The 22,253-nt window shown below is 58.0% G+C and carries 19 protein-coding genes, 1 tRNA gene and 2 pseudogenes; 11 read left to right on the top strand and 11 right to left on the bottom strand.

The features are described from left to right. Positions 1-155 precede the first annotated feature (155 nt). Complete coding sequence (locus NGM06_RS21870; RefSeq protein ID WP_254270519.1) at positions 156-2,144, top strand: cupredoxin domain-containing protein; 1,989 nt, start codon at positions 156-158, stop codon at positions 2,142-2,144. Positions 2,145-2,214: 70 nt separating this feature from the next. Then, positions 2,215-2,725: pseudogene (locus NGM06_RS21875) on the top strand (cupin domain-containing protein). Positions 2,726-2,852: 127 nt separating this feature from the next. On the opposite strand, the gene NGM06_RS21880 reads toward NGM06_RS21875, so the two are convergent. Further along, positions 2,853-4,724, bottom strand: coding sequence for a glycoside hydrolase family 15 protein (locus tag NGM06_RS21880; RefSeq protein WP_254270520.1), 1,872 nt, complete (start codon positions 4,722-4,724; stop codon positions 2,853-2,855). Positions 4,725-4,728: 4 nt separating this feature from the next. After that, a complete protein-coding gene (locus NGM06_RS21885) occupies positions 4,729-5,547 on the bottom strand; it encodes an oxidoreductase dimerization domain-containing protein (protein WP_254270521.1) in 819 nt (272 codons plus the stop codon). Between the two features lie 163 nt (positions 5,548-5,710). Here NGM06_RS21885 and NGM06_RS21890 point away from each other — a divergent pair, with 163 nt between their 5' ends. From NGM06_RS21890 to NGM06_RS21910, 5 genes and pseudogenes are all read left to right on the top strand, one after another. Further along, the gene (locus tag NGM06_RS21890) at positions 5,711-5,809 is read left to right on the top strand and encodes a C2H2-type zinc finger protein (RefSeq protein WP_254270522.1); all 99 of its coding nucleotides are present in this window, start codon (positions 5,711-5,713) and stop codon (positions 5,807-5,809) included. Between the two features lie 449 nt (positions 5,810-6,258). After that, on the top strand, positions 6,259-7,422 hold the full coding sequence (locus NGM06_RS21895) for a YeeE/YedE family protein (RefSeq protein ID WP_254270523.1): 1,164 nt from the start codon (positions 6,259-6,261) through the stop codon (positions 7,420-7,422). A gap of 42 nt (positions 7,423-7,464) precedes the next feature. Then, positions 7,465-7,764 carry a sulfurtransferase TusA family protein gene (locus NGM06_RS21900; RefSeq protein ID WP_254270524.1) on the top strand — a complete coding sequence of 100 codons (300 nt, stop codon included), beginning with the start codon at positions 7,465-7,467 and terminating at the stop codon, positions 7,762-7,764. Continuing rightward, entirely contained in the window at positions 7,716-8,093 is a 378-nt protein-coding gene (locus tag NGM06_RS21905) for a rhodanese-like domain-containing protein (protein WP_368410514.1), read from the top strand. The genes NGM06_RS21900 and NGM06_RS21905 overlap by 49 nt, the downstream gene beginning before the upstream one ends. A 411-nt stretch (positions 8,094-8,504) precedes the next feature. Then, positions 8,505-8,654, top strand: a pseudogene (locus NGM06_RS21910) (IS5/IS1182 family transposase); the annotation flags it as partial. A gap of 165 nt (positions 8,655-8,819) precedes the next feature. Here the strand turns inward: NGM06_RS21910 and NGM06_RS21915 are convergent. Both NGM06_RS21915 and NGM06_RS21920 read right to left on the bottom strand, forming a co-directional pair. Then, the gene (locus NGM06_RS21915; RefSeq protein ID WP_254270525.1) at positions 8,820-10,067 is read right to left on the bottom strand and encodes an orc1/cdc6 family replication initiation protein; all 1,248 of its coding nucleotides are present in this window, start codon (positions 10,065-10,067) and stop codon (positions 8,820-8,822) included. An 841-nt stretch (positions 10,068-10,908) separates the two neighbouring features. Beyond that, complete coding sequence (locus tag NGM06_RS21920) at positions 10,909-11,280, bottom strand: DUF7970 domain-containing protein (protein ID WP_254270526.1); 372 nt, start codon at positions 11,278-11,280, stop codon at positions 10,909-10,911. Positions 11,281-11,577: 297 nt separating this feature from the next. Here NGM06_RS21920 and NGM06_RS21925 point away from each other — a divergent pair. Next, positions 11,578-11,652: transfer RNA gene (locus NGM06_RS21925), tRNA-Met, on the top strand. A gap of 49 nt (positions 11,653-11,701) precedes the next feature. Here NGM06_RS21925 and hisI read toward each other — a convergent pair. Both hisI and NGM06_RS21935 read right to left on the bottom strand, forming a co-directional pair. Then, on the bottom strand, positions 11,702-12,079 hold the full coding sequence (gene hisI / locus NGM06_RS21930; protein WP_254270527.1) for a phosphoribosyl-AMP cyclohydrolase: 378 nt from the start codon (positions 12,077-12,079) through the stop codon (positions 11,702-11,704). A 61-nt stretch (positions 12,080-12,140) separates the two neighbouring features. Next, positions 12,141-13,484, bottom strand: a complete 1,344-nt coding sequence (locus NGM06_RS21935; protein WP_254270528.1) for an RNase J family beta-CASP ribonuclease — start codon at positions 13,482-13,484, stop codon at positions 12,141-12,143. Positions 13,485-13,843: 359 nt separating this feature from the next. Here NGM06_RS21935 and NGM06_RS21940 point away from each other — a divergent pair, with 359 nt between their 5' ends. After that, positions 13,844-14,161 carry an RPA12/RPB9/RPC11 RNA polymerase family protein gene (locus NGM06_RS21940; RefSeq protein WP_254270529.1) on the top strand — a complete coding sequence of 106 codons (318 nt, stop codon included), beginning with the start codon at positions 13,844-13,846 and terminating at the stop codon, positions 14,159-14,161. A gap of 192 nt (positions 14,162-14,353) precedes the next feature. On the opposite strand, the gene NGM06_RS21945 is transcribed toward NGM06_RS21940, so the two are convergent. From NGM06_RS21945 to tnpA, 5 genes are all read right to left on the bottom strand, one after another. Next, complete coding sequence (locus NGM06_RS21945) at positions 14,354-15,724, bottom strand: FAD-dependent oxidoreductase (protein WP_254270530.1); 1,371 nt, start codon at positions 15,722-15,724, stop codon at positions 14,354-14,356. A gap of 453 nt (positions 15,725-16,177) precedes the next feature. After that, a complete protein-coding gene (locus NGM06_RS21955) occupies positions 16,178-16,699 on the bottom strand; it encodes a thioredoxin domain-containing protein (protein WP_254270531.1) in 522 nt (173 codons plus the stop codon). A gap of 1,016 nt (positions 16,700-17,715) precedes the next feature. Continuing rightward, a complete protein-coding gene (locus tag NGM06_RS21960) occupies positions 17,716-18,957 on the bottom strand; it encodes an MFS transporter (protein WP_254270741.1) in 1,242 nt (413 codons plus the stop codon). A gap of 393 nt (positions 18,958-19,350) precedes the next feature. Then, positions 19,351-19,635 (bottom strand): translation initiation factor eIF-1A, encoded by a 285-nt coding sequence (locus NGM06_RS21965; protein WP_256568012.1) that lies wholly within the window; start codon positions 19,633-19,635, stop codon positions 19,351-19,353. Between the two features lie 633 nt (positions 19,636-20,268). After that, positions 20,269-20,667, bottom strand: a complete 399-nt coding sequence (gene tnpA, locus NGM06_RS21970) for an IS200/IS605 family transposase (RefSeq protein ID WP_254270533.1) — start codon at positions 20,665-20,667, stop codon at positions 20,269-20,271. 53 nt (positions 20,668-20,720) lie between these two features. Here tnpA and NGM06_RS21975 point away from each other — a divergent pair, with 53 nt between their 5' ends. After that, on the top strand, positions 20,721-20,876 hold the full coding sequence (locus NGM06_RS21975) for a DUF2080 family transposase-associated protein (protein WP_224215044.1): 156 nt from the start codon (positions 20,721-20,723) through the stop codon (positions 20,874-20,876). Continuing rightward, complete coding sequence (locus tag NGM06_RS21980; protein WP_254270534.1) at positions 20,873-22,153, top strand: RNA-guided endonuclease TnpB family protein; 1,281 nt, start codon at positions 20,873-20,875, stop codon at positions 22,151-22,153. The genes NGM06_RS21975 and NGM06_RS21980 overlap by 4 nt, the downstream gene beginning before the upstream one ends. Positions 22,154-22,253: the final 100 nt, after the last annotated feature.

Here is a 22,253-nt window from a genome sequence, read left to right on the forward strand (position 1 = left end):
AATCACCTGACGGGGGGTACGTCCGGTCGTGCGTCTCGGGGACACAGGCGAGGGTGACTTATTCGCGCGAAGGTCGTCCCGTGTACACTGTCCGAACGGTCGCACTGTCGGCGGTCGGACCGTTCGACGCGACAGCTATCCACTCACGAGAGACCATGAACCACGAACACTCATCGGACGGGGAAGGGGGAGCTATTCGGCGGCGAGCGATGCTGAAACTCGCGGCGGGAATCGCAGGGGCCGGTGTCCTCGGCGACGCCGCTACCGCACAGTCCACGACGTACCGACTCGGAGCGAAGATATCTGGGTGGCAGGGCCGCGAACCGGCGGCCATCCGGGGCCAGACCAACCCGACACTGACGCTGGAACCGGGAACCGAGTACGAAGTCGTCTGGGAGAACCTCGACGGCGCGCCCCACAACTTCACCATCACTGACCGGGACGGCAACAGCGTCGTGAGCACGGAAACGATGTCGAATCAGGGGGAGACGCGGTCAGTCACGTTCACCGCGTCGGAAGCGATGTCCCAGTACGTCTGCACGGTCCATCCCTCGACTATGGTCGGCGATATTCGAACCGGGGACGGGACGACACAAACCACGCAGGACGCACAACAAGCGGCGTACGACTGGCGGGAAGCGACGTGGGACTCCTACTGGTACTCGCTGTACAACATGAACACCACTATCGCGGTGAGCGGCGTGGGGGTGCTGTTCCCGCACAACGAACAGCAGCAGAAGCTGTTCACGCAGCGACTGGAGGGCATCTTGAAGAACTCGGACGTAGACCGCCCCCCAATCAAGAATCCGAACCTGAACGTCGCTCCGTTCACCGAAGGCGACCCGCACTTCACTCAGAAGCCGGTCGCACCGTTCAGCGCCGACGTCGAACGCATCCACGCCGACACGATGGCGTGGGACCGGTCGGAGATGTCCGGCGTCGTGAGTCCGGCGTCGGTCGCGTGGACCCACCTCAAGGGCGTGACGTGGGCGAAGAACTTTCAGGCACACTTCGACGTGCTGCCCTCCGACATGGCACCGAAGTTCCGCACGCAACTGCTCGCGACGGTGGCACAACTCGCCATCAAGACCACGCTCGTCGACGGCGGTCCGGACGGTAACGGTGCGCTCACGAAAGGCGACGACAGCCTCCTGCTCGTCTCGGGGTTCAACCCGAAGCAAGGCGAGGTCGTCGACGAAACGGCTCGACCGACCCACCACGCCGCGATGCTGTGGTTCCTCTCGGACATGACCAGCCTCGCCAACGGCGGCTGGTACGGGTACGTCAACCCCGAACCGCTCATCCCGGCACGGAAAATACAGCAACTCACCGATGGGGTGGCGAAGGCGACGATGGAGGCGTTCCCGCCCGAAACGATTCTAGAGATGGGAACGACACGGGACCTCGGCGTGATGCTCGGTGCGGTCGGCTGGTACGGAACACACGCCGGGAGCGAACGACTCCGGTCGCGTGCGGTCGAGTACGCGAACGCGCTGGCGAGCGCAGTCGAGGAGCGAACCGCGAGTAGCGGGAAGGTTCGGTCCGAGTCGAAGAACCAGGCCGCGACGCAGGGCGTCGTCGGACAGGGCCTGCTCTGGGCGTCACAGCTACCGAACGTAACTCACGAGGAGACGGCCCGCTCCGTCCTGACGTACCTGCTCAAGGACCTCTGGGACGACGACGCCGGGACGTTCGCGGACGGCACCGGTGACGGAGCCTACACCATCACCGCGCGGGACGCAGGTGATATCACCGGCGGTGTCAACGCTGCGGACGCCGTGCTCGGCATCGAGGGTGCACAGGAGAAGTACGCGAGCTTCTACAATCAGACGTTCAACCGCGGGCGACTCCAGCGCGCCGAGCGCCCGCCGTCCCGGAACGAGGACGCCGAGTTCACCCTCCCGCTCCCGCAGAACGCAGGCGGGGAGTTCGGGCAGGCCGCGGTGTACAACACCGAGGTCACCTACGACACCGGTGCCGACGAGTGGTCGGTGTCGAACGACCGATTCACCACGGCTCAAGCACTCTATACGGCGAATCAGGACATCTGGATCGGCCAGTGGGCCGGAGATTTCTTCGAGGGCCGCGGCGTCCCGGGGACGAACGACTCCCCGCCGGGCCAGCAACAGACGACCACCAGGTAACGAGGTCCAACTGGAACGTCTCGTTCCGTCACCCCGTTCTTCTTTTAGCCCCACTCGAATCAGGGGACGTATGGAGAAAGTCCGCATCGAGGACGTCGAGAACGCGGTCCAACCGGCCGCCGTGATGCGCCACCTGACGGAACCGCTGGGAGCGACCGACTTCGCGATGAACTACTACGAACTCGAACCCGGGGATAGCTTCGCGTTCGCGTATCACCGACACGAAGTACAGGAAGAGGTGTTCTACGTTCAGTCGGGGGACCGCGACCTTCGAGACGGAAGGGGGCGACGTCGAGGTCGGCTCCGGCGAAATCGTTCGGTTTCCGCCCGGGGAGTTCCAACGCGGTTGGAACCGCGGAGACGAGCGGGTGATAGCGTTCGCCTTCGGTGCTCCGTTGGAGTACGGTGAGCAGGTGAAACTCCGCGACTGCCCCGACTGCGGTGAGGCTACAGATCAGGAACTAGAGCGACGTTCGGACGCCGATGCGTCGAACGGAGATATCGTCGTCGCGGTGTGCAAGGAGTGCGGGACCGAGACGGGCGAGTGGTCCGAAGGGTCGATACCGGGGCAGGTTCCGTAAGGGTCCACTTCCTCGTCTGTCACTCTGACGGCCCGTTCAGTTCGATACCTACGGACCGTATTCGACGACGACAGCAACCGTTCGACTCTCGCTGCGAGAGTCGGTGCCCGTTACGTGTACGTCTCCGTCACTCCGTATTCCCGAGCGAGATACCGTCTCCCAGTCTCATCCCCATCGGCTTCGTCGTCGATTCTCCGCCGTCCTTCGCGTGAGCCAAGTACAGGGCGCTGTTGATGAGACCGATGTGGGAGAACCCCTGGGGGAAATTACCGAGATGGGCACCGCTTTCGGGGTCGATCTCCTCGGCGAGTAGTCCGACGTGGTTGACGACCCCCGAAAGCGAGGTGAACAGGTCCTCGGCCTCCCGAATACGACCGGAAAGGGCTAGCGCGTTGACCAACCAGAACGAACACCAGAGGAACGCACCCTCCTCGCCCGGGAGTCCATCGTCACCGTCGTACCGTCTGACGAGTCCGTCCTCGGAGGTCAACTGAGCCTGTATCGCGTCGATGGTGTTCCGGACCCGCTCGTCGTCGACCGGGAGAAATCCGACGACGGGGACGAGAAGCCCGGTCGCGTCGAGGGTGTCGTCGTCTCCGAACGCTTGGAGAAAGTACCCGTTCCCTTCGTCGTACCCCTCTTCGAGGACTGTCGATTTGATTCGGTCACGGACGTCACGCCATCGGTCCGTCGGCGCGTCGAAGACGTTCTCCTCGGCCATCGCGATGCCGCGGTCGAGCGCGACCCAGCACATCACTTTCGAGAAGACGAAGTGTTTCGGACCGCCACGGACCTCCCAGATACCGGCGTCTCTCTCGTCCCAAACGTCGCAGACGTACTCGACGATACCGCGAAGGGCGTCCCAGTCGTCTTCGGAAACGATATCTGCGAACCGGGCGGTCTCGGAGACCGCGAGTATCAGTTCGCCGTAGGTATCGAGTTGGCGCTGGTCGGCGGCCCCGTTCCCTATCCGGACCGGCTTCGACCCCCGGTAGCCGTCGAGGTGGTCGAGTTCCTCCTCGGTCAGGCCGGTCTCGCCGTGGAGACCGTACAGCGGTTGTATCTCGGCAGGGTCTCCGGCGTGACACCGTTCCAGAAACCAATTGACGTAGCGCATCGCCTCGTAGGTGTGGCCGAGGTTGGCCAGCGCTTGCACCGTGAACGCCGCGTCCCGAATCCAGTTGTACCGGTAGTCCCAGTTCCGGACGCCGCCGACGTCCTCCGGAAGCGAGGTCGTCGGTGCGGCACAGATGGAACCGGTCTCCTCGTGGGTGAGGAGTTTGAGCGCCAGTCCCGACCGAACTGCGAGGTCGTGCCACGCTCCTTCGAAGATACACTCCTCGATGTCGCAGGTGTGGACCCAGTCGTGCCAGAACTCGACCGTGTTCTCCAAAACTTGGTCGGGAAGGGCGTCGCTCACCTCCGCGTCCGGGTCGTACCGCGCGACGAACCAGTAGGCGTCCGCCGGGGTGAGAGACGCCGTTGCAGTGGCCTCGGCGTCTTCCACCTCGAAGTCCAGCGACGACGAGAGCGTTACTCGGTCGTCGGTCTCGTCAGCAGACGCGACGACAGTTCCGTCGCGGGCGGTCGTCGCCGTTTCCGCCCGGCCGTAATCGAACCGAGGTCGAAACGTTGCCTCGATAGGGACCGTCCCGTCGCGGCCCTCTACCTTCCGGTAGAAGGCGCGCTCGCCGTCCCCGCCGATGTCACCTTTGGTCGGGACCATGAAGTCCGTGAGTCGAATCTCGCCTTGCTCGGTCGAGAACGTCGTCTGCAAGACGTTCGTCCGGTCGACGTAGGACTGTTCGGCCTCGAACGCCGTCTCGGGTGCGACCGTGAAATGACCACCTCGTTCAGTGTCGAGAATGCTGGCGAAGACGGACGGCGATTCGATGTCCGGGAACGGACACCAGTCGACGGTTCCGTCGCGACTGACGAGCGCACACGTCTGGAGATCGCCGACGAGACCGTGTGCCTCGATGGGAGGATACTCGTTCATACGCTTACTCCGAGACGTTTTCGAACGCACCCTCGACGACCTCGCTCAGTGCGGGATGGATGTGGATCGTATCCTCGACGTCAGCCACGGTTCCGTCACCGGCGGTCATAGCTACTGCGACCTCGTGGATGAGCGTCGACGCGTCGGAGCCGAGGACGTGACATCCGAGTATCTCGCCGTCGTCCGGGTCGGCCAGCACCTTCACGAAGCCGTCCTCGTCCTTCAGCGCCGTCCCCATTGCGACCTCGGTGAACTCCTTGCGACCGGTCGCGTAGTCGCGGTCGTTCGCTTCGAGTTCCTGCTCCGTCTGGCCCAGACTCGCGACTTCGGGAGCACTGAAAATGGCGTGGCTGTTACCGGTATAATCAACGGCGTCCCGCCGGTCGCGGACCGCGTTCCGGAAGACGACCTGCGACTCGTGGTTCGCAGTGTGGCGAAACTGTGGGCCGCCGATGGCGTCGCCGAACGCCCAGACGTTCTCGGCCGACGTTTCGAGGTACTCGTTCGTCTCGACGAACCCTCGGTCGTCGACGAACTGCCCCTCCGCCTTGTACAGCGTAAAGCCGTCGAGATCGCGCAGGTTCTCCTCGATGCGTCGGGCCTTCTCGTCCCACGGCCGGTTGCTCTCGTCGATGATGCGTTCGAAGTTCGCGTCCCGTACGTCGGTGTCGATACCGAACTCGCTGGAGCGCCGTATCTGTTCGACGATGTCGGCCCGGTGGAGCAGCGTCTTCGACGGATCGCAACCGCGAGTCAGACACGTCCCGCCTAACGGCCCCTTCTCGACGAGGGCCACGTCCAGCCCGCGACGTGACGCGGCCATTGGGAGATTATTCCCGGTACCACCACCGATGACTAACAGGTCGTGAGTCGTCATATTCTCCCCACGGCTTACGGTAAATCCCGATAAAAGGGTGCGCCGTATGTTCGACCGGCTTGCACACCCGCACCAGTATTTTACGGAATTGTGTGGTACACGGTTTCGCATGGCAGACGAATACGAGTGTGACATGTGCGGTGCAACGTTCGACGATCAAGAGGAACTCGAAGAACATGCACGTGAAGAACACGGAAAGGAGATGTGAACCAGTCGTAGAACAGGGATGACAAAGCAGTTTCAGACATGCGGTTCTCTGAACACGGACATCACCACTTTCTTCGAACCTGTTTGAGAAGACGGCTACTTCATCGTATAGACGACTGAAACATCTCTACTATCACAGTAGAAGCCCCGCCCGAAACCGTCGACTCGAACCCACGACCATCCCGGAACTCCCTTTCCCCATAGTCAGTACCTCAATTTCTAGCCATTAGTGGTTGGTTGCCGATCTCGAACGACGACCGATCAGGTGAAGCTAGCAAATATTGTCGGTGCCTATGGCGGCACGCTGTGTACGACGAACTGGTCACGCCCTAAAATCTCGGAAGTAGCACGCCCTCGTCTGAATCAGAGAGAGAGACGACCGTCATAGCCGTCGGCAGTACCGGTAGACAGAGTGATCGACTAAAGGCTGAAGTACGTCCGTCGGAACGAATGGTATCGCAACTACTCATCGCAGCCGTCGTCGGTATCGGTCTCGGGGTGTTCCTCCAGAAGGGCCGATTCTGCTTCGTCCACGCGTTCCGCGACCTGTTCGCGTTCAAGGACTCGCGTGTGACGAAGGGAGTCCTCGCTGCGACGACGCTCACGATGCTGTTCTGGAGCATCGCGTACGAACTTGGTTACTATCAGGGGTTCTGGACCCCTGGCTGGGGGCTGACCGGCCTCGTCGGCGGGTTCGTCTTCGGCATCGGGATGACCTACGCCGGCGGCTGTGCCAGCGGCACGCTCTACCGGGCCGGGCAGGGCTACCTCCACTTCTGGCTCACCTTGGCCGCTATGGGCGTCGGATACGTCGTCTTCACGCTGCTGTTCCCGACGCTCCAGACCGTGTACTTCGAGCCGCTCACGTTCGGTGAGGGCGTGTCGCTGTTCACGGTTTCGCCGGTCCCGGCACCGGTGCTCGCACTGCTCGTCACGGTCGGCGTCGTCGTCGTGTATGCGACGGTCGTCGGCCGCGAACGGCAGCAGGGCGCGGCCGACCAAGCCGTCGCCGCCGACGGTGGGCACCGGACGTCCGCGCCGGTAGCGGGCTTCCAGTCGCTCGTCCACGGGAGCAAACAGTACATCCACGGGTTCCGGGAGATCGACGACTGGGTCGCCGCGTCGAAGCGGCCGTGGAACCCGATTACCGCTGCACTCGGCATCACCGCAATCGCCGTCCTCTGGTTCACACAGGTCTCCATCGTCGGCGTCACCGGCCCCGAGGCCCGCTGGACCGGGTACCTGCTGGAACGGGTGGGTTTCGATAGCGGCTCGTACACGTACTGGGGTTCGGTGCTGTTCAAGGGTGAGGGGGTTCGACTCACCGTCGACATGGTGATGATCACGGCGGTTATCGCCGGGGCGTTCATCGCCGCGTTCTGGAGCGGCGACTTCTCGATCCGAGTCCCCAAGCGCAGGCGCATCCCCAACGCCGTCGGCGGCGGGTTCCTGATGGGTGCCGGGTCGCGACTTGCTCCCGGCTGTAACATCGGAAACATCTACTCCGGCCTCGCGGAACTGTCGGTCCACTCGTTCATCGCGACGATCGGCATCGTCGCCGGCGTCTACGTGATGACCCACTGGATCTACCGCGACGTCGGCTGTGCAGTATAGCGAATCGAACGACAACCAACCAATCTACACACAACGACAATCATGAGCGGACCATCGCTAGACGACGTGACGGACAGCCCGGACGAACTGGACGACGAAACGGCCGAGGAACTAGTCGAGGAGGCTTCGGAGGTACAGGACATGACCGGCGAGGTCTGTCCGTATCCGCAGGTCGAGGCGAAAAAGGCGATACAACAGTTGGACGAGGGGGAATTACTCGTCCAAGAGACCGACCACGTCCCGTCAACTGAGAACGTTCCGCGAGCGGTCGACGACGCGGCCGACGCGAAGGTGTGGCGCAGTGGAAACGGCCTCTATCGAATCTACCTCTGGAAGCAATGACTGTCACGGAAATCGACCCCGAAGATGTCGACCCGGAAACCGCCGACGTTATCGACATCAGGGACGCGGACGACTACGAAGAGGGGCACATCCCCGCTGCGGAGAACATTCCGTTAGACGACCTCGAGGACGTCGTCGATGAGCGAGAGTGGGGTGACGAGGTCGTTGTCGCCTGTTACGTCGGTCAGACGTCTCAGCAGGCGGCGCGCCTCATTGATGCCTACGCCGACGATGCGACGGTCGCGAGCATGGCCGGCGGGTACGAGAGTTGGGACGGGTCACTACAGCAACCTGAGAGCCGACCGCAGACCCCCGCTGACGACGATTGATCGAGGAGTGAGCGAACCTCGATAGCGCCGTCCGCCAGAAGTGTATAGTCGAACGACGTGGGGGAGTACATATGGGGCTTAGCGAACGGGACGTGGAGGCATACGAGTGCCCGTCTTGTGGGAGTCTTGACCGTCATGCGGAGGGGACGGGAGCCGCGGATTCTCGAGGAGGGAGGACAAATTAACCTGTCCTCTCCGGTTCCAGTCAAAGAAATCCACCGTACGTTTCAGTTCGGCCGATACGCTTGGCTCGATGATGCAGAGGACGTACCGGACGGATTGCACCGAGAACGGCTCGAACGGATGGTCAAGGAAGCGGAGGTAGATGAAGCCGACAGAATAGGTTCAGATTCGGATACTGAGAGCGGCTCTTTTATTTCTCGTTTCATATTCCGGGGATAACTCTACTGGGGCGACGGTGGCTATGGTGACTGAGTAATCGTTGGAACCCAAGGTCTCCGCGAATACCTTGACCTTCCATATCGGCGGCTCCTCGATGTTCTCCACGAGATGCACGGGATCGTTGAGGAACTGAACCTTGAACCGACCGAATTACAGGAGTCCGTGTTTGGCGTCTTAACAAGGCCGACATCACTGTTCTACGCCAGAGACTAGTTGTACCATCAGAGAACGACTTCCAGAGTTCTACGTGTTTCCACTGGTATTGCCAGTAGAACATCGAAAATTGCCAGTAGAACACCGAAATGGGGATAGAGAAACGACGAACTATTCCGTACGGTCGATGTGTTCTCGGACGGAATCGTGGACGCCGACAAGGTCGATAACGTCTGATAGTGCGTCAACGACGACGGAGAGGTCTTGGGCGAGGTCGTGTTCACGATATTGACCACCATCCAGTCCCTCGTTTTTCTTCTCGACGCTGACCAAGCCAAGCATTGCGAGGTCGTCCATTTGGTCGCGCATCCAGCGACTGGTGAACGAGTCGTCTTTCGCACGTTCGGAGAGGAGTTTGTACCGCTCGTAATGCTTGCGTGATCGGATCGGCGTTTCGCCTTCCGCGTGAAGTGTTGCGAGCGCGTAGAGTGCAATCTGTTCGTTCTCGCTAAGGTCCATTATACCCCGGTGGACTTCCTCTCGTTCGAGCATCTTCCGTCCCTCTTTGACGTGTTTCTCAGTGACCGTATCAGGGTGGTCGTTGTTAGAACCTTGTTCGCGTTCCTCTCGAGCCTTATCTCCAGCTTTGAGTAGCAGATCGAGGGCTTTGCGAGCGTCGCCAGACTCCTGTGCCCCATATGCTGCACAGAGTGGGATGACGTCATCAGAGAGAGCACCGTCTTGGAAGGCGACTTCGTGGCGTTGGTTGAGAACGTCTTGGAGTTCATTCGCATCGTAGGTCGAGAACGAGATCTGGCGTTCACAGAGTGATGACCGGACCTTTGGAGAGAGTGAATCGCGAAACGTGAGGTCGTTGCTAATGCCAATGACGGCGATACGGGCAGTCTCGATGTTGTCGTTTTCGCGAGCGCGGGAGAGCTGGTAGAGGATGGAGTCGTCGTTGAGATGGTCTACTTCGTCAAGGACGATAATGTGGAGGCCACCGCGTTTGTCGAGTTCCTCCCAGAGCATGTCGTACACTTGGGACCGGGGATAACCGGATTCGCTAATCTGTTCGTCGGCAGAGCGATAATTGTTGACGAGTTCGACGCCGACGCGGTAGGAGGTGTTGAGTCCGTCGCAGTTGAGGAACTCGGTGTGGATTGAGACGTCGTGTCTGTCGGCGTCGCTGGTAAGACGGTCGAGGAGGAATTTAGTGCTGGCAGTTTTCCCGACACCGGCCTTACCGTAGAGGAAGATATTATCGGGTTGTTCACCGTTGATGGCGGGAAGGAGGGCAGCGTGGTACTCCTCAAGTTCGCTATCGCGGCCAACAAGGGTGTCAGGGGTGTAGTCGTCCAGTAACGCTTCACGGTTTTCGTACGGAAACGCTTGTGGACTGAATTCGTACGCGGTCATGAACCAGTCGTTGCTGAGTACGTCTTCTTCGGGAAGTATAAAATCATCGGACCACCCTTTCCAGTGCTTCCAGTGCTACGCGTTCTTTAAAATACCCCCACACCCCAGCGTTCCAGTGCTATCCCAATACGGTAAACCGTCAAAATAACTGCCGTATTAGAACCGATGGTTTTATTACAAGATGTTTTAAACCATACCCGTATTAGAACTTATCCAGATATAGAGAGCTTTCTTTGGCAGGTATTGCACGAGTTACGTCCGCTATCTCGTTCTTACAGCAAAAAGCACTGGAACGTTGGGGTTGGAATGTTGGCAAACGGACTACGGCACCGAATCGACTCCCACAGAAGCACTGGAACGACGGGGTCTCCCCCTCATTACCCACGTAGCAAAAGAAGCGAGACTGCGGGTTTTCCCGTCAACCACCTTCTTTCCATCCCACGATAATAGAGAAAGCACTGGAACAATCGGGTGTCTCTCCGAACGAGTTTACAGTTCAACGAATAGCACTGGAACAACGGGGTCTCCCTCGAATGAACTAGTCTCTGATGATAGCACTGGAACAGTGGAGTAGTTCTCGACCTCCGTTCTCGTTACCGAGAAGGACAAAGCACTGGAAAAGCGGGGTGGTTCTCGACTCTACGTTCTATCGCTCCATAGGCAGAGCACTGGAACAACGGGGTCTGTATTCTTCACCGGCCGGACTCCGTAGACTAGCCTCGACGCTGCTCCTAACCCGTCCTGACGGGCAAAATATTTCCTGATTACCATCGAAGAGATACAGAATCGGCTCTCTGAATAACCGAACGACGTTGTTGCACTGAGGGGTGATATATTCCGTTTACCCCGTGTTTCCTATCTCTGGAGGACGCGAAATCGACTTCGATGTTTTCTCATCTTCGATATCGACGCCACGACCTTCGAGACTGACTTTGGCGAGTTCTTCGAGATTGCTTTTCGCTACCTGTATCGTAGCATCCTGAATCTCCCGTCCGGTCTCATTCGGGACGCCGTGTTCACGAAGGAACGGCTTCGCCTCGAAATCCACCGCGTCCTCGAACTCTGTCACCGTCTCGTCGCGGACGTACAAGTTCTCCCGGAGGTCATCGGAGGACGGGAACGCAGGCTCTACACGGGTGTCAGTCTTCAAGGCCTCCGGAACTGGCTTCCGAGGCAGGATGGCGTTCGGCGCTGCAACGACTGCGTTGTTCAAATACGCCGGAGTAGTAGTTCTGAGTAGAGCGAACGAACCTAAGTTCCCGCGAATAGAAACAGAGAGTCTGCCTACTGTCTCGTGTCGGAACTGTAATACTCAGCAGGAGGTCGAATTAAGCGAGTACAATAACTTCGAGTGCAATTGTGATCATCGTAACAGCCTATCGAAGGGGGGATACACCAAGACTACGAGTTAGGTTACCTAGCGATGGACCCGACCAACTAGTGGATCCACCTGATTCACAACTGCAGGTGATTTCTCAATACTTATCCCTCGTCAGAAGAACGATGAAGTAGCGGGATAGGATAGCCCGGAGATTCCACCAGGCTCATAACCTGGAGATCGGTGATTCAAATTCACCTCCCGCTATTCTCCAAGCCAAAATCTCTCTACCAGCGATTCCGTCTCTTTTCTATCGCTACTCGTAGACTTCGTTAGGGTCGAAGATTTTCTCACCGACTGTCTCACCATTGAGCGTTCGATAGAAACACGATTCGTATCCCGTGTGACACGCTCCCCCTTCCTGTTCGACACGGTAGAGCAGTGCGTCTCCATCACAGTCAACGCGAATCTCCTCGACACGCTGTCTGTGGCCGCTAGAGCCACCTTTCTGCCACAACTCGTCGCGACTACGCGAGTAGTAGTGTGCGAGACCTGTGTTCCGAGTTTCTTCGAGTGCATCCGGTGAGACGTACGCGAGCATCAGAATCTCGTCCGTCTCGACGTCTTGGGCAATCGCGGGAATCAGTCCATCGTCACCGAAGTCCAATTCGACAGCTACGGAGTCGTCCGTCATATCTAGACTGCAGACGGGATAAGAGATACCAGTTCTCTTTTGAGCGCCTCCTCGAATCTGCTCAAACCAACTGAATGGTGTTCCCGTTCGAAGTCACGTGCAAATCACGGCCAAGCTTGTAGCCTTGACTCTCTGCAAGGTCGACATAGCCGGAAAAGCCACTCATATTCTGATGCGCGGGAATCACGTGTTGGGGTTGAAGCGTGTCGAGCATCTCGTAATGACCCTCTTGGGAGATATGGCCGGAGACGTGGACGTCGTCGTAGATGCGTGCGCCCTGCATCTTCAGGAGGCGCTCGGATTGGTATCGCTGCCCTTCGTTCGTCGGTTCCGGAATAATTCCTGCCGAGAAGATGACCTTGTCACCATCTGTAAGATCGTACGGTGTTTCACCGCGACCCATTCGAGTGAGCATCGCTCGTGGTTCGCCTTGATGGCCCGTGACGACCGGCAGGAAGTTCTCCTTGCCCTCATTCATAATTCGCTTGAACGCACGATCCACGGACTTGCGATGGCCGAACATCCCGAGGTCGTCGGGGAAGGTCGTAGCACCGAGACGTTCAGCTGTCCCGGAGTACTTCTCCATCGACCGGCCGAGCAGTATCGGTTCGCGCCCGATTTCCTTCGCGAATTCGACGAGACTCGTGACCCGGGCGATGTGACTGGAGAACGTCGTCGCAACGATGCCGCCGTCGAAGTCCTCGAGGCTCATCATCACGTCTCGTAGCTGACTTCGGGCAACGGCTTCGCTCGGAGTGCGCCCCTTCTTGTTTGCGTTCGTACAATCTTCGATGTAACAGAGTACTCCGTTTCCCTCGCGACCGAGTTCCCGAAACCGCTTCATGTCGATCGGGTCGCCAATCACTGGCGTGTGGTCCATCCGCTTGTCGAGACCGTAGACGATTGCACCCTCGGGCGTGTGCAGAACTGGATTGATGGCGTCGATGATGGAGTGGGTGACGTTGACGAACTCGAGCTCGCAGTGGTCGCCGATGCCCATCGTCTCGCCAGCTTCCATCTTTATCAGGTCGTTTTCGACGTTGAACTTCCCCTCGTCTCGGATTTCCTCTCTGACGAGTTCGAGCGTGAATGGAGTCGCTACAATCGGTGCGTTGTAACGATGGGCGAGTTTGCTGATCGCACCGATGTGGTCGAGGTGACCATGAGTAGGAACGATGGCTTGCACGTCGCCTTCGAGATCACTCATGACGCGGTCGTCTGGAATCGCGTCCATGTCGATGAGATCGAGCGAGTGCATCTGCTCGGTCTGGACGTTGTCGTGAATCAGTACGTTAGAGAGGTTGAGACCCATGTCGAAGACGACGATGTCGTCTCCGGCACGGACTGCTGTCATCTGGCGGCCGACTTCCTCGTAGCCGCCGATAGTTGCGATTTCGATTTCCATGGTTACTGCCGATCATAGCAGTCCACGAGTACGGTACCAGATTTGGACTCCGTGAGAACGATATGGCATAGGGGTGGCGTCGAGTGAGGAACGGAGAATTGCCATCCTCCGATTATCTATCGAACGTCACTTCCCGCGACCGTACACGGGACAGCGCATCTTTCGGTTATCTAACTATCTGTGTGCCAACTATAAATACTCCCGGAAGTGGTTCTCTCGGCTCCCATTTTCTCGGCACCTTTCTTGCCAGAATAGCCGTTCGGAAGGTATACAGATCAGTCAACACGAGCAGTTGCCCGCAACCCGCGACGGAGCAGAAGTTAACACATATATCCGACGGCCGTGTAGACGTGTTTTATATGCGATTCTGTGACGAGTGCGGTTCGATGATGCACACGGAGGGCGACACGTGGGTGTGTCGCTCCTGTGAGAACGAGGAGTCGCGGGACTCGCAAGCAGAAGCGGCGATGACGACCCAAGATGGACAGCGGGACGACGGGGCACCTGACGTGGCCGACGCGACCCAGGGCTCCACCGAGACGATGCAGGAGTCTTGTCCGACGGACGACTGCGACAGCGACCGGGCCTACTACGAGATGATGCCGAAGCCGGGCGGCTCCTACGAGGTTCGGCTGTTCACCTGTGTCGAGTGCGGCCACAAGTGGCGCGAGACCTGACGGCGCATCTCGCGAACCCCGCCGCTTGAATGTGCACAGACCGCCACATCAGACTCTCAACTCCCGGTGTTACCCGGTCTCAAGTGGAGTTACACATCGACTCAAAACCGACTCCCACAACGTCACTTCGAGGGTGGAACTACCGCGTCTGGCGTTCGTAGGGGAGAGGCTGTTCTCCCGAGTAGAGTCCTTTCAATCGTTCGCGTGGAGAACGGGATCGTCCGAAGTCGGCCGCGGGAAGTTGTCGATGGTGTCTGCCCGGAACGCCTCCTCGTCGAACTCGTAATCTCCGTCGAAGAATTCCATTAGCGTTTGCGTGTCCCGCAAGGCGTTCTTCAGACTCGTCGAGGCACCCGGCGATGGCGTGATGTTGAAGATGATGTCGTCGCCGACGATCTTGGCTTCACCCATATCGAGGGACTTCTCCGCTGTGTCCACGATCTGCGGACGAACGCCGCCGTAACCTTCTGCACGTTCGATATCGTCGAGTCCGGCGCTCGGGACGACTTTCTGCACGTGGGGAAGGAACGCTCGCGGGCCAACCTCCGGTAAATCGTAGACGAGGTTCCGGAGGACGTACGGAAGCAGAATACGGTCTGCGAGGATACTGGCATAGCTCTGGAACGCCTCGACGTTCAGTCCGAACACGTCGAGGAAGTCCTCGACGGTGGAGAGTCGACCTCGTTCGAGAGTCGGCACGAGCTTCGCGGTCGGTCCGAACCGCGTGATGGAGGGGTCGTGGACGTCGGCGTCCCCGTGAACTGCGGCGAACGGGAGCTTCTTCATTTGAAGCGTGTACACTTTTCCGTTCAGGAAGTCGTTCGCGAGGAAGAAACTGCCCGCGATGGGGAGCAGAACCTTGTCCTTACCGTACCCGAGCTCCTTCGCTATTTGGAGGCTGTGGGACCCGGCAGCGACGACGGCGACGTCACAGTCGAACGTTCCCTCGGTCGTACCGAGGGTGTAGCCGTCGACGGTCTCGGTAATGTCGGTGACTTCCGTGGACGTGTAGACGTCGACGTTCGACTCGTCGGTCGCTTGCTCGACGAAGGATCTCGCAGTCGCGCCGTAGTCGACGACGTACCCGTCGGGCGTCTGGAGCGCGAGGAGGTCCTTGGACGGGTCGCGGCCCTCTACGACCTTCGGTTCGAGTTCCGCGATTTCGTCGCGTTCGATCGCTCGGAGTTTCGGATACAGATCGCCGAATCCCTCCTCGTGGTAGCGGTGTTCGAGTTCCGCGACCTCTTCGTCGCCGACCGCGAGAACCATCTTGCTACGCCTCGCGTGGCTCTCCCGGTTCGGATCGTGGTTCTCGAGGTAACCTGCGAGCATTTCTGCGCCCTCTTTCACCTTCTTTGCCTTCTCGAACGTGTAGTTGGTCTCTATATCTCCGAAGTGGAGGGTCTGCGAATTATTCGTGTAGTCTGAGTTGATCGCGGCAATCTCCGATTCCTTTTCGACGAGCGCGATCGAGTCGATGTCGGTGAAGTTCGCGGTCGTGTACAGAAGTGCTGCGCCGCTGATGCCACCGCCGACAATCACGAGGTCGTATTTCCCGGACATGCTATTAAGTAGTAACCCTGTTTCGATGACTGTGCTTCAACGGTTTAACTCATGTCTTATCGATGAATATTCGAGTCAAACGGGTTTCATTTCTACCACGGTAACCTTACTCCGACAGCGGCTTCGTCGGTCTTATTCTCATAGAACCAAGATCCCCCGTTGTTGGGTGGCTGGTCTGGATTTCCCGACTTCCAGATACAGTAGCCGCTGTAGGGAGATCCTTCGTGTCGCGATTTTTGGAACCACTCACGCTCGTCGGAAGTGTGGTGACAAGATTCATAACGAGTCTGATGTCTCGTTCATGTAGGCGGTCACGGATTCCCTCCCAATCGTCCGTCGTGCCGTACACTTATTCTCACGAAGTCACCTACCGTTCTCCGTTGCGGAGTACATCACCCCCTCGGGAGGACTTGATGGTTCTCGGGACTGCTGGGGTCGGAGAAATGCCTCCTATTACAGTGCGTCCTTAATTGCGGTGGCTTGCGTTAGACCATCGAACTTCGAAACCACTTCTCCATCACCGTCAAGAACAATTGTTGATGGTACAGACCGAACCCCGTACTTGTTCGCTCGGTCTGTCGCTTCAGTTGCGTCGATCTTCTCAAACTCGATATTCGGTCGAGTCGCAGTGAGCGACTGGAGAATTTCGGCTTGTTGCGGACACTGGCTACACGAGGGCGTTGAAAACTGGAGAATCTTCGTCATCGGTGTACATCTGACAGTCTTTACCTCATCAACTTCAATGGTTCTCTCGAAGTTGCTAAGGAGTTCGCCGAGACGGATGGCGACGAACTCGAACTCGTCTTCGACGGCGCTGGGACTCCATGGATGTTCGAAGACGAGGACCACAACTACCACGACCTCTATGCGGCGGCCAGTGAGAGCGCATTCGCCTGTGATTACTGTGTCGGTGTGAGCGCTAACGATACGATTCAGAACGCCGCCGTCGTGACGCTCAACGAGAGCGAGGGCCATCCCAGTAGTCGGCGCCCGTCGACGACTACGAAATCATCACGTTCTAACTCGTCGTTATAGAGTAGACGCAGTCGAATCGTGGTCGCCCTGCCACGTGGCAACTGTTTCGCGGGTACTTCCTTGAGAGAGGGTTGTTCTCCCTAGGGTCACCCATGTCCCTGTCCGATGGGTTCTGTTGGCCTCGTACGTCCCATTATTGGTCTGTTCGAACTCGTGGTCACTGTTCCAAAACGCGTAGGTGCCGTCCTCGGACGCGATTACGACGATATGAGCTCCATCGACGATGGTCGTCACGCCCCCTCTGCTCTCTCCGAAGGGGGAGAGCGTAAACCTTCCACGCTGGTGGTTCCGTGGCGGCGCATGGTATTTCTATATCGTCCTCGTTGTCCACTATCGCCAATTGTGTGAGTGTGAATATGTCGAAAGTACGGACGTAACTTATATAGGGCGGCCTCTTTGATATTAGAGGGCACGAAAGATTCCGTCCCGTCCTTTCTTCGTTCGCCTATCGGTTCGCCGCCAGCAGGAGGCTTCCGATGGCACTGCTCTGAGATGCGCCGTGCCGGATGCTCCTACCGCCCACTCGGCGGTCAGCCGCGGGCTAACCTCTTGACGGGGCCGGGTAGCTATCCACAACCATGACCACTGAAACTGACCTCCCCTGCGCGGACTGTGGCACCGACCTCAGCGAACGAACCTTGCCAGCCCACACGCTCTTATATCCTATAGAGGGCCGTCAGTACCTCACCGTTGCTGATTGCCCTGGGTGTGGTGCCCAATATTATCCTGACGAGACAGTAGCGGTACTTGCCGAAGTGATGAGAGCACAGGGAACGGAAAGAAGAAATTGATGCCCGCAGACGCCCACCGCCGTCGTCCCGTCAACTACGAGAGATAGATTAGCGACGCTTCACACGCGATTTCAGCACCGACTACGATACTCGTCGCGGGTACGATTCTAGCGTTCGAATAGTTAACAGCCGAGCCGTAACCCTTGATGATGTTCTCATCTTTAATTACCATTCTGCGAGCGCACGTCGCCCGTGGGCAGACGAGAGGATGACGAAGAACGTTAGAACACCACTTACGGCGGCGGCACCTCCAAGGAAGAACACCCACTCCATCCCTACGGCGCTCATCAGATACCCGCCGACCATCGGTGCGACAATTGCTCCTGGACGCCAGACCAGCGACCGAATTCCGAAGCTGCTCGCAATCCCCTCGTCTTCTCCTTCATCGGCGAACAGTGCCATACTCGCTGGTTCCCGTAGACTATCGGCGATACCAAGTAGGCCGTTTAGGAGTAAAATCGCCGGATACGCCGGAGAGACATCTCCGAGGACGGGAAGTGTCGCAGGCAGTCCGAGCGTCGAGCCAATGGGGCCAGCAAACGGAATTGCGAGTGCTACGACTCCGTAGATGCCACCGCCAGCGAACACGAACAGGGCCCGTCCATACTGATCCGAGAGACGGCCCATGTACGGTTGGGAGACCATGTTCATGAACTTCTCTGAAGCGATAACGGTGCCGACAATGAATGGGCTCAGTGCGAGACCGCCACGTGCAGCAGAGACGCCGACGTAGATTGGCACCCACTTCCGAACGAGTGTCACTGCCACTGCGTACTGTGCACGGAAACTCGTGAGCGTGAGGATGCGTCGGTTGAGCGCGAGATCGAACAACGCGAACTCAGAAACTGATGTATCGTCCGGATCGATGAACAGCCATACACCGAACAGTGCTGTCGTGAGGAGCAGTGCGAGAATCGCGAAAATAGGTGTGAAGCCAAACTGCTGGTAGAGGAGTCCGGCACCGAGCGTACCGATAATGCCAGCAGCCATCCGCCACGAATTGTACTTGCCGATGACGTTCGCGCGGTCGCCAGGAGGAGCGAGTTCACTGATTAACGCGAGGCTGATGAGTCCGGTGCCGACGATGCCGAGGCCTTGTAACGTCCGTGCGGCAATGAACCCAATACTACTCGAAATCGCCGCAAACAAGAGATACGCACTGACACTTGTCGCGAGAGCGATGAGGAGGATGGTCCGTTTATCGTAGCGGTCGCCAGCCCAACTGAGAGGGACGATAGCGACCGTGCGTCCAACCCCCAATGCGGTAATGAATAGCCCGACTGCAACGCCCGAGGGGTCGAGGACATCAATGTATGTCGGAAGAAGTGTAAGGATGGTAATAAAGCCGAGACTGCCAGCAAACCGCGTCAAATACAGGGAATAGAACTCTGATCGCGTCGAGCCCATGTTCTCCTCGGTGCTATTCTGCACACGGGAAAAGGGCTTCTGATTTTACTTACTGGCCTCCCTATCGCGTCTGAACTCTACGAGCAAAGTTACAGCACGGGTTGCATCGCCACGTTGTTGCGTGTACGGGAGAAGAGTGCTCGGGGATTCAGTAAGTACTTCGCCACTTGGTCAGAACTCACATATTCTCTCTCTCCGGGGATTGACGTGTTCGAGTTCTAAGCGGGAAAGATTAATTTAGCCAGTTTTAGTGGATCACGAGGTTTCTGTTGCGCTCGGTATAGCGTGATGTCTCTGAAACCACTATTCCCTTCCTATCTCTCTCCTTGAGAGACAAAAATATCAAGCGTCATAGTCCGAACCCGATATTCGTCTTGTCGAATCGGGCGCAGTCTATTCGATGTGGCCTTCTGCGCGGAGTTGGTCGGCGTCCTGTTGCGTGTAGCGCCATTCGACGTTGGCTTTCTCGTCCTGCCAATCCCACGGTTCGACGAGGACGACATCGTCCTCTTCGATCCAAGTGCGGTACTTCATTCGTCCGGGAATACGACCCATCCGACTCTTTCCGTCCTCGCACTGGACGCGCACGTGGTTACCGCCGTTGTGTTCGGTTACAACGCCGAATAACTCGTTGTCGTCCGGCATTCGAAGATTTCGTTGTCCTGAATCTTCACTCATACCGTATGGTTTTCTTAGCCACGGAAAAACTATCCGGATACTTGCTTCGTGTTATCTGATCAAGGACAATATCCGGAGTAGAAGGAATAGAGATGTCAGAGGCTCAGATAGCTAAATTGTGTTGCGGATGGCAAAAGAGCAGAAGGTCCCATATCGAGCGCGCCGGTCGTTTATGGGGGCCTCCTGCGTCCGGTCCTCAGCCGAGTGGCCTCATCGGACGTCCCATCCCTACAGTATAAGCGTCTGCGAACGGTGACGATTTATCTTCGGTACCGCAGCAAGTTAACAGTTCTGTCTTGAGAATCGCGACGATTGATCCCACTACCAACACCGGACCGTCCGGATATCTTGTCCAAATATTTACTTACGAAAACCGTATCTGTTTCACAATCTCGTTAGATAATGCGATCACACAGATGATTCCGTCTTCACCAAATCTTGGTATGTGTATTCAATAGTCTCCCGGGAACCGAAAGTATTTACGACATCTCGAACGTTGTTGAAACACCTCGGGTAGGGGTACACGAGGTATATTTTTACGATAGAATACTGGAAAGACAGATGTGGCGTCTACAGAAATAGGAGGCCGAGTGCCTCGGGGCTTGACCCCGAGGGTGAAGGCCGTAAGCTCGATTACACGTGCTCCGTTCGCTCAATATACCGTTCAATCGTCCCGCTCGATACTTCGCCTGCCGTCCCGACGTAGTACGATTCCTCCCAGAACCCGCCGCCCCAGAGATATTCCTCCAGGTACGCTTCGTGCTGTTGCCACATCTCGCGGGCAGTGATACTCTTAACCGTGCGTACAATCTCAGTCGGCGAATGCTTCGGATACGCCGACAGAAAGAGGTGTACGTGGTCGGGCGAAATATGCAGTGACAGTATCTCGTAGTCGTACCGGTCGCACACGTTGTGGAAACTCGCTTCAAGCGAGTCCCCGATGTGGGCGAGAATCGAATGCCGGTACTTTGGACACCACACAAAATGGTAGTTGACGTTGTACACCGTGTGGTTCGACCGCTTCTCGCCCATATTGAGGCCAAGTCTCCGACACAGTTAAGTATATACATTGTATATACGAGGGTATGGCGAATCGCTTTGAAATCGACGGCGAGGAAGTTCTCGACGGCGAGGTTAAACCGTTCGGGAACAGCGCCCACGTCACCGTCCCGAAACGTTGGTGTGGGGCCGACGTGAAAGTCGTCCGAACCTCAGAACCCACCGAACAAGACGAAGAATGACCGACGCACAGGCGTTGGTGAAGACGCTGGATTTCCAACTCGCCATCCAGAGCGACAACAAGCGCCTGCTCCATGACGCTACCCGTGAAGCCCGCGACGTGTACAACGAGACTATCCGCCTCGCCAAGCAGGACGTGGACTGGGACGACATTTCGACGCGGATAGCCGACGACGCCGACCTCGTGAAGAACACGACTCAGCGCGTCGTGGCGAAGGCCTTGGACGCGATGGAGAACTACTACGAGTACGACGACTATGACCAACCAAGCCACACCACGACCGGGCCGTACCCGCTTCGGGCGAACTACGAGGAAGGCTACAACCTCACACTCGGCGACGACAACTGTGTCGAGTTCCGGATTAGCGCGAAACCCTATAAGCACGTCACAGGCGTTCTCCGAGGTAACGACGCCCATCTTGACATTCTCCGAACGGCACTCGAAAGCGACGAATGGCGAATCGGGACGGCCGAAGCCCTCTGGCGTGGCGGTACGCCGGAGTTGCACGTAAACGTCACCAACACCGAGCAGACGGTTCGGGACAAGCAGGACTCACAGACCGTCGTCGGTGTAGACGTGAACGAGGACAACGTGGCGCTCACCGCGCTCTCCGAACAGGGCGTCGAAGACTCGCTCGTCATCGAGTTCCCCGAAATCAAGTTCGAGCGCCACCGCTACTTTACGATGCGTAAGCGCGTGCAGAACGCGGGGAAAGACAGCGTTCACGACGTGCTGGAAGGCCGGGAAGAACGATACGTCCGAGACCGACTTCACAAGGTGAGTCGACATATCGTGGAGTGGTGCCAACAGTTCGAGCGGGCGTGCATCGTCTTTGAAGACCTCAAAGAGATGCGCGACTCGATTGACTACGGAACCCGAATGAACCGGCGACTCCACCACTTGCCGTTCCGCGCCCTCCAGTACTACACGTCGTACAAAGCGACGTTCGAGGGCATTCCAACCGCGTGGATTAACCCTGAATACACCAGTCAGATGTGCGCACTCACTAACTGTGAGCATACCGAGAAGTGTAACCGGCAGAAGAAGCGGTTCAAATGCCTGGAGTGCGGCCGCCAAGACCACGCCGACCGGAACGCGAGTGTGAACGTCGCCAAGAAAGGCGCGAAGCAACTCAATTGGACTGTGCCTGCTCTCAACAGCCTTCCCACTGTGCGGACGGTGCGACGGCAGGCATCGGGGGCCGTGGACGCCCCGACCGTGACCCACCCGACCGCTCGAAGCCACTATACTGATGGCCGGATGGGTGTGTCCGAGTAATCCACGGGAAGCCTCGGGGCTTGTCCCCGAGGCGGTTCACGTTAGTAGTCGGAATAAAGTGGGAACGACAACGAATTCGATACTCCACTCGCGGGAGCGC

This window comes from Halorussus aquaticus, from assembly GCF_024218795.1.
GTDB lineage: Archaea > Halobacteriota > Halobacteria > Halobacteriales > Haladaptataceae > Halorussus > Halorussus aquaticus.

Bases quoted from the DNA above. Each gene is read 5' to 3' on its own strand.
- NGM06_RS21870 (WP_254270519.1), top strand. From the start codon at position 156: ATGAACCACGAACACTCATCGGACGGGGAAGGGGGAGCTATTCGGCGG.
- NGM06_RS21900 (WP_254270524.1), top strand. From the start codon at position 7,465: ATGAGCGGACCATCGCTAGACGACGTGACGGACAGCCCGGACGAACTG.
- NGM06_RS21975 (WP_224215044.1), top strand. From the start codon at position 20,721: ATGGCGAATCGCTTTGAAATCGACGGCGAGGAAGTTCTCGACGGCGAG.
- NGM06_RS21945 (WP_254270530.1), bottom strand. From the start codon at position 15,724: ATGTCCGGGAAATACGACCTCGTGATTGTCGGCGGTGGCATCAGCGGC.
- NGM06_RS21915 (WP_254270525.1), bottom strand. From the start codon at position 10,067: ATGACCGCGTACGAATTCAGTCCACAAGCGTTTCCGTACGAAAACCGT.
- NGM06_RS21880 (WP_254270520.1), bottom strand. From the start codon at position 4,724: ATGAACGAGTATCCTCCCATCGAGGCACACGGTCTCGTCGGCGATCTC.
- NGM06_RS21965 (WP_256568012.1), bottom strand. From the start codon at position 19,635: ATGAGTGAAGATTCAGGACAACGAAATCTTCGAATGCCGGACGACAAC.
- NGM06_RS21890 (WP_254270522.1), top strand. From the start codon at position 5,711: ATGGCAGACGAATACGAGTGTGACATGTGCGGTGCAACGTTCGACGAT.
- NGM06_RS21980 (WP_254270534.1), top strand. From the start codon at position 20,873: ATGACCGACGCACAGGCGTTGGTGAAGACGCTGGATTTCCAACTCGCC.
- NGM06_RS21935 (WP_254270528.1), bottom strand. From the start codon at position 13,484: ATGGAAATCGAAATCGCAACTATCGGCGGCTACGAGGAAGTCGGCCGC.
- tnpA (WP_254270533.1), bottom strand. From the start codon at position 20,667: ATGGGCGAGAAGCGGTCGAACCACACGGTGTACAACGTCAACTACCAT.
- NGM06_RS21885 (WP_254270521.1), bottom strand. From the start codon at position 5,547: ATGGCCGCGTCACGTCGCGGGCTGGACGTGGCCCTCGTCGAGAAGGGG.
- NGM06_RS21940 (WP_254270529.1), top strand. From the start codon at position 13,844: ATGCGATTCTGTGACGAGTGCGGTTCGATGATGCACACGGAGGGCGAC.
- NGM06_RS21960 (WP_254270741.1), bottom strand. From the start codon at position 18,957: ATGGGCTCGACGCGATCAGAGTTCTATTCCCTGTATTTGACGCGGTTT.
- hisI (WP_254270527.1), bottom strand. From the start codon at position 12,079: ATGACGGACGACTCCGTAGCTGTCGAATTGGACTTCGGTGACGATGGA.
- NGM06_RS21895 (WP_254270523.1), top strand. From the start codon at position 6,259: ATGGTATCGCAACTACTCATCGCAGCCGTCGTCGGTATCGGTCTCGGG.
- NGM06_RS21955 (WP_254270531.1), bottom strand. From the start codon at position 16,699: ATGGCCCTCGCTCTCGTTGAGCGTCACGACGGCGGCGTTCTGAATCGT.